The sequence below is a fragment of the Streptomyces sp. NPDC059371 genome (assembly GCF_042751995.1).
Classification (GTDB): Bacteria; Actinomycetota; Actinomycetes; order Streptomycetales; family Streptomycetaceae; genus Streptomyces.
The window spans coordinates 31,531-39,526 of sequence record NZ_JBHYXD010000079.1 but is presented as its reverse complement, the minus strand read 5'-3'; the positions used below and the strand labels follow the sequence as shown (position 1 = coordinate 39,526).

Below are 7,996 nucleotides of genomic sequence, written 5' to 3'. Positions count from 1 at the left end.
GCGGGGGGGGGGCCCACGCCCCATTGCCGGGCCGGGACCGGGCCGGTCCGGCGGACGGCCGCCGGACCGGTCGGTGCTTCCGGCTACTTCAGGACCGTGATCCGGTCCGCCGTCGGGACCGGGTACGGCGTCGCGGCCGAGGAGTTGGCCGTCAGGTAGGCGCCGAGGGCCGCCAGGTCGTCGCCGCCGACACGGACGTTGCCGCCCTTGCCGAGCTCGGCGAAGCCGTCGCCGCCGCCCGCGAGGAAGGAGTTCATCGCGACGCGGTAGGTGGCGGCCGGGTCGATCGCGGTGCCGTCGAGCTTGACCGAGTCGGCGACGACACGCGCGGCGCCGGTTCTGGTCAGGTCGAGGGTGTAGGTGAGGCCCTTGGAGATCTGGAGGATCTTCGGGGAGGCCTCGTTGGCGCCGCTGACCTGCTGCTGGAGCGCGGTGATCACCTGTGCGCCGGTCAGGTCGACCAGGTTGACGGTGTTGGCGAACGGCTGGACCGTGTACGCCTCCCCGTAGGTCACCACGCCGTCTCCCTCACCGCCGCTCGCGGTGTAGGTGAGTCCGGCGCGGATGCCGCCCGGGTTCATCACCGCGAGGTCGGCCTCGGGGTCGACGGACTTGGCGTACGCGAGCTGCGCGTCGGCGATCAGGTCGCCGGCCTGGGACTCGGTGCCGGTGTTGCCGATGTCGCCCGCGATGTAGCCGAGGGGACGCGAGGCGACCGGCGCGGAGAGCGCCTTCCACTTGGTGATCAGCGTCGTCATGTCGGCGGCCTTCGCGACATCACGCGTGACCACGTGGTTCGCGGACTTCACCGCCGTACGGGCGATGTCGCCGGTCCAGCGGTCGTACGTCAGCGTCGTGTCCGTGTACAGCCGGCCGAAGGAGGAGGCCGAGGTGACCATGCGGGGCTTCCCCGCCGGGTCGGGGATGGTGCACGCGTACGCCTGGTGGGTGTGGCCGGTGACCAGCGCGTCCACGGCCGGCGTGACGTTCTTCGCGATGTCGACGATCGGCCCGGAGATGCCGTCACCGGCGCCGGGGCTGTCGCAGTCGTAGTTGTACGCCGTAGAGGCGGGCGAACCGCCCTCGTGGATCAGCGCGACGATCGACTTCACGCCCTGGCGCTGGAGCACCTTGGCGTACTTGTTGATCGTCTCGACCTCGTCGCCGAACTTCAGGCCCTTGACGCCCTCGGCCGACACGATGTTCGGCGTGCCCTCCAGCGTGACGCCGATGAAGCCGACCTTGACGCCGTTCTTCTTCCACACCCAGTAGGGCTTGAGGATCGGCTTGCCGGTCTTCTCGTCGGTGACGTTCGCCGCGAGGTAGGGGAAGTCGGCGCCGGTGAACTTCTTGCCGCCGGAGCAGCCGTCCACCGGGTGGCAGCCGCCCTTCTGGAGCCGGGCCAGTTCCTTGGCGCCCTCGTCGAACTCGTGGTTGCCGACCGAAGTGACGTCGAGGTCGAGGCCGTTGAGCGCCTCGATCGTCGGCTCGTCGTGGAAGAGTCCGGAGATCAGCGGGGAGGCACCGACCATGTCACCGGCGGCCGCCGTGATCGAGTATTTGTTGCCCTTGCGGGCGTCGCGCAGATGCGTGGCCAGGTACTCGACACCACCCGCGTCGACGGTCTTCGTCGTGCCGTCCGCCTGCAGCTCCGTGACCCGGCCCGAGGAACCGGTCGGCGGCTCCAGATTGCCGTGCAGGTCGTTGAAGGACAGGAGCTGGACGTCCTGGTAGCGGCCGCTGCCGTGGTGGTGTGACGGTGTCGCCTTGTCCTGGTGCGCACTCGCCGGGATCGCGGCGGCCAGCGCCCCGACGGTGGCGAGACCGGCGGCGGCCGCGAGGAGGCGATGAGTGCGTCTGGACCGGATCGTGGGCGGCATGGTTCCCCCTGGAGAACGGTGAAAGGCCGAAATGGTGTGCGGTACGTGAGCCGAGCAGGTGGTGCGTGCTGCGCTTCGTGCGTGGCCTGCGCTTCGTGCGTGGCCTGCTCGTCGTGCGTGCCCTGCCCGTCGTGCGTGCCCTGCGCGTCGTGCGTGCCCTGCCCGTCGTGCGTGAGCCGAGTGAATGGTGCGTGCCGTGGGTGCCGTGCGGACCGTGTGCGAGCTGATGAACAGCCGTGGCTTTGCACGCACTTTAGAATCAACGCGCGTAGCGCGAAAGGGGGTTCGCGGTTACGGACTGATTGCCATCACCACACCGGAAGCCGAAAACCACGTCACCGCAGCTCACCGCGACACCCGCCACCCCCGCACCGCCCCGCCCTCCCCCGACCGGCCGCCGCCCGCCACGATCCGTGTCCGCGTCGCCCAACTCCTTGTCCCCTCATCGCCGAGCCGTACCCTCGTATCCATGACCAGCGACGACGCGGCGCCCTCCGCCCTCTCCCGCTCCATCGAGACCTACTCCGCGCTCTCCCCGGACCAGGCCGAGGATGTGCTCCGGCTGCTCTCGGAGGCCGCTCGGGCCGATGGACAGCAGGCCGTGTCCGAGCAGGGGCGGCTCCAGCTCAAGGGCGGGAGACGCGAGGGCGTCCGGCATCTGCTGCTGACCGTCGGCGCCGAACTGGTCGGCTACGCCCAGCTCGAGGACACCGACCCGGTCGAGGCCCCGGCCGCCGAACTGGTCGTCCACCCGGCGCACCGGGGGCACGGGCATGGTCGGGCGCTCGGCTCGGCGATGCTCAACGAGTCCGGGAAGCGGCTGCGGGTGTGGGCGCACGGCGGTCACTCCGCCGCCCGGCATCTGGCACAGGTCCTGGGCCTCACCCTTTTCCGCGAACTGCGCCAGATGCGCCGCTCGTTGGAGAACCTCGACCTGCCCGAGCCGAAGCTGCCGGAGGGTGTCACCGTCCGGAGCTTCGTACCGGGCGAGGACGACGCCGCCTGGCTCGCCGTGAACGCCGCCGCCTTCGCCCACCACCCCGAGCAGGGCTCCCTCACCCAGCGCGACCTGGACGACCGGACCGCCGAACCGTGGTTCGACCCCGCCGGCTTCTTCCTCGCCTTCCGCGGCGACGAACTCGTCGGCTTCCACTGGACCAAGGTCCACGCCGAGGACGGGCTGGGCGAGGTGTACGTCCTCGGTGTGCGGCCCGGCGCCCAGGGCGGCGGACTCGGCAAGGCACTGACCACGATCGGACTGCGTCACCTCGCCGCGCAGGCCCTGCCCACCGCGATGCTCTACGTCGACGCCGACAACAAGGCGGCGGTCAGCGTCTACGAGCGGCTCGGCTTCGTCACCCACGAGACGGACCTCATGTACCGCACGGAGTCCTGAGCCCTCGGCGCGCGAGCGCCGTTCCGGAGGCCGAAGTCAGCGGCGGGCGAGGACGGTTGTCCGGCGTCGCCGCAGGGGTTCGCCCAGGGAGCGGGCCCCCGCCAGCACGGCCACGACGAGAACGACAGCCCATCGTCGGTGCGCGTCGTCCCAGTGCGGGTCTGACGGGCCGACGAAGAGCTCCCAGCGCGCGGGAAGCAGTACCGCGGCGGCGAAGAAGGCGCCGACCAGTCCGGCGGATATCGCGATCCCCGGTTCGGTGGCCCCCGAGTGCCGCACGGCGACGAGCGCGGAGGTCAGCGCGAGGGTCATGACAGCGGCCGCTTCCAGGGTGATCGCGCCCATCGGGGGCCGTCCCTCGGCGGGTATGAGGAACAGCGCGGCCGTCCAGCACACCGCCATGAACGGCACGACGAGCACCAGCCGCAGCCCCGTCCGCACCGGGCGTCTTGTCGGCGCCGTGGCCGTGGTGTGCCGGGCCGGGTCGTCGAGCAAGAACGCCAGCCCCAGCGCGAAGGCGAGGGCGGCGGCCCGCAGCAGGTTGAGACACAGCCACGGGTCCGGTTCCTCGGAGACCGTCCGGGAGGAGCCGGCCAGTATCAGCCCGAGGACGGCGCCGGTCATCACGGCCCGCCGGGGCAGACCGCGCCACACCGGGCGGATCAGGGCGCGGGCCACGACGTGCGCGGGTGGGGGCCCGGCGGCTTTCGTGAGGCGGTCGGCGGAAGCCGCTGTCATCGTCTTCACTACTCCTCGCACGAGCCGCTCCCCGAGTCCGCCGGGGTCCCCTTGCCTGCGGCCGGTACGCCGAGCAGCTCGGCCACCCGTGCCGTGGGCGTCTTCGCGGACGTCAGTTCCGTCCAGTGCGCCTTGACCTTCGCGGCGACGCTGTAGTGCGGCTTCTGAAGCAGCTCGCGCACCACGTTGGTCTGCTGGGCGGACATGGAGACGGGGCTCGTGGGGGCCAGTGCGATGGCGGAGCCCGTGATGCTGTCGTCGAGGCGGACGTCGCGCAGCGACTGCATCGGGTCCGGCTGTGTGCTCAGTGCCAGCCACATGATGGTCACCACGCGGGCGTCGCACATCTCGCCGGCGGTCTTCTCGTTGCCCACGACCAGGACCGAGGCGACGCCGACCGCGAACTCGGGAAGGCGGTTGCCGCCCCAGCTCGTTCCGGCGGTGACATGTCCGGGCGTGGTGGAGGGGGGAATCGCGGCATCGCCCTGAAGGCCGTAGCGGGCGTCGATCCTCTGGCGCACGGTCAACCGCTCACCTCCGGCGGAACCGCCCGCGCGGGACTGGATGCGGTCGACCGCCTCGGCCCAGTCGGCGGTACGGCCGGTCCATTCCGGGAAGGCGCAGTACGTGGACCGTCCGTGCCGTACACAGGTCTGTTCCTTCTGCGGGCTCACGGACGCCTTGGTGCGGGCCGCGATCAGCGAGGCCGGCTCGCCCGGGGACTGTCCGGCCACGCCGACGGCCGTCGCGGCGAGGGCGAGAGCGGTCACCGACGTGACCAGCCTCGTCCGGCCGCCGCTCACCAGCACGGCGACGCAGAGCAGCAGGACCACGAGGCCCGTCAGATAGAGCGCGTGCCAGGCGGCCGGGCGGCCGAGCAGTTCGGAGGGGAAGGGGTCGGCGCCCTCTTCCGAGACGACCGGTCCGAGCCAGCTCACCCAGTGCTTTCCCTGGGTGGCCGCGGAGACCAGGGTGGTGAGGACGAACGCGCCGATCACGAAGGGCGGGGCGGCGAACCCGACCGGTATCACCCGGGCGAGCAGGACACCGAGGACTCCGGCCAGCAGGACCATCAGCGGGCCCACGACCAGTTCGGCGGGTGAACCGTGACCGACGGCGCCCGGCTTCAGCGCCGCCCAGGTGTACTGGAAGCCGACGACGAACGCCGTGATCGCGCCGACGGGCAGGACCGACAGCGCGTGCGCCACCGTACGCCGCCAGGCTTCCATGGGCAGGATGTCGAAGTGCTGGTCGGTGGACTGCCGACGGGACCGCAGCACGGCGCGGTTGGCGCAGCTGAACACGGCGACGGCCAGCAGCATGGGTGTCGACTGGGTGGCCCTGTCGGTGTCCTGGAGGACCGGGAAGTCGTCCATGCCGTCACCCCCGAAGAACAACCTCCAGCCGGCATAACCGACATACAGCGCGAGGAAGAGCAGGACCGGGATCTGCAGCAGCAGTTCGCGTGCTTCGAAGCGGGCGAGGGCCAGGACCGCGGCGGACCTGGATTCCCGGCCCCGGGCAGGCGGCTCCACCCCCGTGGGAGCCGTCCGCGTGACCGTGTCCGTGGTGGTGCTCATGCCGCCACCTCCGCGGTCCGGGCGTCGAGCGTGAGCAAGTAGCCGTCCTCCAGCGTCGGTTCGAGGAGGTCGGCGCCCTCGGGCGGATCGCCGACGTTACGGAAGGCGCCCGTGCCCGTGCGCCATCCGGCCAGGGCCGACGGGTCGCGTTCCGTGCTGCTCCACACGCGGCCGGCCGCCCGCTCGGTCAGCTCCGCGGGGGTGCCCTCGAAGCGGATGCGGCCCGCGTCCATGACGATCACGCGGTGGCAGAGCATCGCGACGTCCTCGGTCTGGTGGGTGGAGAGCAGGACGGTGCGTCCTTCTCCCGCCTGTGCGATCAGTTCCCTGAAGCGCATGCGCTGTTCGGGGTCGAGCCCGACGGTCGGTTCGTCCAGGACGAGGAATCCGGGGTCGCCGACCAGGGCGGCGGCGAGCGCGACCCGTTGGCGCATGCCGCCGGAGAGCCGCTTGATGCGCTTGGCGCGCACGTCGGACAGACCGACGGAGTCCAGGACGCGGCGGACCTCGCGGTGCCGGGCCCCGCGGTCGGTGAGCTCCTTGAGGATGGCCACGTAGTCGACGAACTCGAAGGCCGAGAAGTCCTGGTGGAATCCGGGGGTCTGCGGGAGGTAGCCCAGCGCGCGCCGCACGTCCAGGCGTCCGGCGGTGCCGGCCGGGTCGTGGCCGAGGACGGTGAAGGAGCCCCGGTCGGCGGGCACGGCGGTGGCGAGCACCCGCAACAGGGTGGTCTTTCCGGCGCCGTTGGGGCCGAGGAGTCCGGTGACTCCTTGCCGGAGGCGCAGGGAGACGTCGTCGAGCGCGAGCGTCCCGCCGAAGCGGAGGCTCAGCCCGGAGGCGGAGACGGTGGGAATCATGCTGCGTTCCTGTCGGTGAAGTCGGTGAACGGGAGGCGCGACGCGTCGAACCGGTCCCGGGCGAGATAGAGGAGTACGGCGGCCAGTGCCGCGACGGCCCCGGAGACGCCCTGCCCGGCCGCGGTGAACGGGGCGAGCGTGGTGTCGGGTTCCGTGGTCGCCCGGGCCGCGACCAGCAGGGCGACCCAGCCGCCGCCGACCAGGCAGGGGGCGAGGACGGGACCGAGCCGGGAGGTGAGCGCGAGTCCGGTCGCGGTGAGGGCGAGGGCGGGCAGCAGCCAGGCCAGGGCGTGCAGTCCGTATGAGGGGAGGGCGAGTGTGGCGAGGCCGCTGAACCCCAGGCACACGGTCAGGACCGCGACCGTGCGGATCATCAGGAGCCGGAAGCCGTGCAGCGGTGAGACCACCGCCATCTCGTACGTCGGGTCGATCCCGGGACCGTAGGACACCGCGACCCCGGCGAGCGGGAGCAGGGGCGCGAGGGCCAGGAAGAGGATGGGCGTGGCCCCGGCCCGCACCGCGTCGGCCGCGACCACGGTCATGACCAGGAGGGCGCCGATCGCGCCCAGCCAGGAGCGGCGCAGGGCGGGGGAGGCGGCCAGCAGCCGTGCGGTGTGGTCGGCGACGCCGAGCCGGACGAGCAGCCACTCCACCGGACCCGGCCGCGGGGCGTCGAGTTCGGCGTCGAGCCGCTCCCATCCGGCGTCCAGGGCGACCGGGTCGCTGATCGCGGCCAGCGTCCCCCGGCACCGCTCGCACGCGGCGAGGTGGGTGTCGGCGGACCACAGACGGGGCGCCGCCAGCTCGCCGCGCGCATAGGCCCGGATGTCGTCCTCCGGCACATGCCAGGTCGTACGGCTGTCACCGGTCATCTCCATGCCATCGCTTCCATGACGGTCGTCGCTCATGCCAACGCCTCCCGCAACTGCTTGCGCGCACGCAGTGCCCGCGTCTTGACCGTGCCCGGCGGGATACCGAGCAGGACGGCCGCTTCCCTGGTGCTGAGTCCGTCGATCACGGTGGCCTGGAGCACCGCCCGGAGTTCGGGCGAGAGTCTGGTCAGCGCGCCCGCCAGGTCACCGTGTTCGACGCCCGCCAGCACGCGCTCCTCCGCGGAGACCTCGTCGCGGTGCCGGAGGCGGGCCAGCGCGTTGCGGAGCCGGCCGCGCGCGCCGTCCCCGCGCATCGAGTCGACGAGGCGCCGGGAGCCGATGCGCCACAGCCAGCCGGCCGGGTCGCCCTCCTCGCGGTAGCGGGCGGTGCCGCGCCACACGGCGAGGAAGGTCTCCTGGACGACGTCGTCGACGATCCCGGCGTCGGCGCACCGGCCGCGCAGCCGCGCGGTCAGCCATGGCGCGTACCGCCGGTACAGCTCTTCGAAGGCGCGACGGTCCCCGTCCGCCGCGATGGCCCGCAGCAGCTCTCCGTCGCTTCTCGTTTCCCTCACATCCCCTCATCGGACGAGCCCCGCCGATCGGTTCACGCATCGGCAGGAAATTTTCGAAAGCCTTCGCGTGCCTGGTGAACACCCTGATCCACGGCCGG

8 protein-coding genes are annotated in these 7,996 nt (G+C 72.0%); 2 read left to right on the top strand and 6 right to left on the bottom strand.

Annotated features, from left to right (window positions below; genetic code table 11):
• Window positions 1–83: 83 nt before the first annotated feature.
• Entirely contained in the window at window positions 84–1,880 is a 1,797-nt protein-coding gene (locus tag ACFXGX_RS32155; protein WP_384798155.1) for a bifunctional metallophosphatase/5'-nucleotidase, read from the bottom strand.
• 65 nt (window positions 1,881–1,945) lie between these two features.
• Here ACFXGX_RS32155 and ACFXGX_RS32150 point away from each other — a divergent pair, with 65 nt between their 5' ends.
• Both ACFXGX_RS32150 and mshD read left to right on the top strand, forming a co-directional pair.
• Window positions 1,946–2,107: a hypothetical protein gene (locus tag ACFXGX_RS32150; RefSeq protein WP_384798152.1), complete on the top strand. Its 162-nt coding sequence runs from the start codon at window positions 1,946–1,948 to the stop codon at window positions 2,105–2,107.
• A gap of 242 nt (window positions 2,108–2,349) precedes the next feature.
• A complete protein-coding gene (mshD, locus tag ACFXGX_RS32145; protein WP_384798148.1) occupies window positions 2,350–3,276 on the top strand; it encodes a mycothiol synthase in 927 nt (308 codons plus the stop codon).
• 36 nt (window positions 3,277–3,312) lie between these two features.
• Here the strand turns inward: mshD and ACFXGX_RS32140 are convergent, their stop codons facing one another.
• From ACFXGX_RS32140 to ACFXGX_RS32120, 5 genes are read right to left on the bottom strand one after another with little or no spacing between them, the layout of a single operon-like run.
• Window positions 3,313–4,014, bottom strand: a complete 702-nt coding sequence (locus ACFXGX_RS32140) for an ABC transporter (protein WP_384798145.1) — start codon at window positions 4,012–4,014, stop codon at window positions 3,313–3,315.
• Between the two features lie 8 nt (window positions 4,015–4,022).
• A complete protein-coding gene (locus ACFXGX_RS32135; protein WP_384798142.1) occupies window positions 4,023–5,594 on the bottom strand; it encodes an ABC transporter permease in 1,572 nt (523 codons plus the stop codon).
• Window positions 5,591–6,451 (bottom strand): ABC transporter ATP-binding protein, encoded by an 861-nt coding sequence (locus ACFXGX_RS32130; protein ID WP_384798139.1) that lies wholly within the window; start codon window positions 6,449–6,451, stop codon window positions 5,591–5,593. Before ACFXGX_RS32130 ends, ACFXGX_RS32135 begins: the two co-directional genes overlap by 4 nt.
• A complete protein-coding gene (locus ACFXGX_RS32125; RefSeq protein ID WP_384798136.1) occupies window positions 6,448–7,359 on the bottom strand; it encodes a zf-HC2 domain-containing protein in 912 nt (303 codons plus the stop codon). The genes ACFXGX_RS32130 and ACFXGX_RS32125 overlap by 4 nt, the downstream gene beginning before the upstream one ends.
• Complete coding sequence (locus ACFXGX_RS32120; RefSeq protein WP_355759889.1) at window positions 7,356–7,898, bottom strand: RNA polymerase sigma factor; 543 nt, start codon at window positions 7,896–7,898, stop codon at window positions 7,356–7,358. The genes ACFXGX_RS32125 and ACFXGX_RS32120 overlap by 4 nt, the downstream gene beginning before the upstream one ends.
• Window positions 7,899–7,996: the final 98 nt, after the last annotated feature.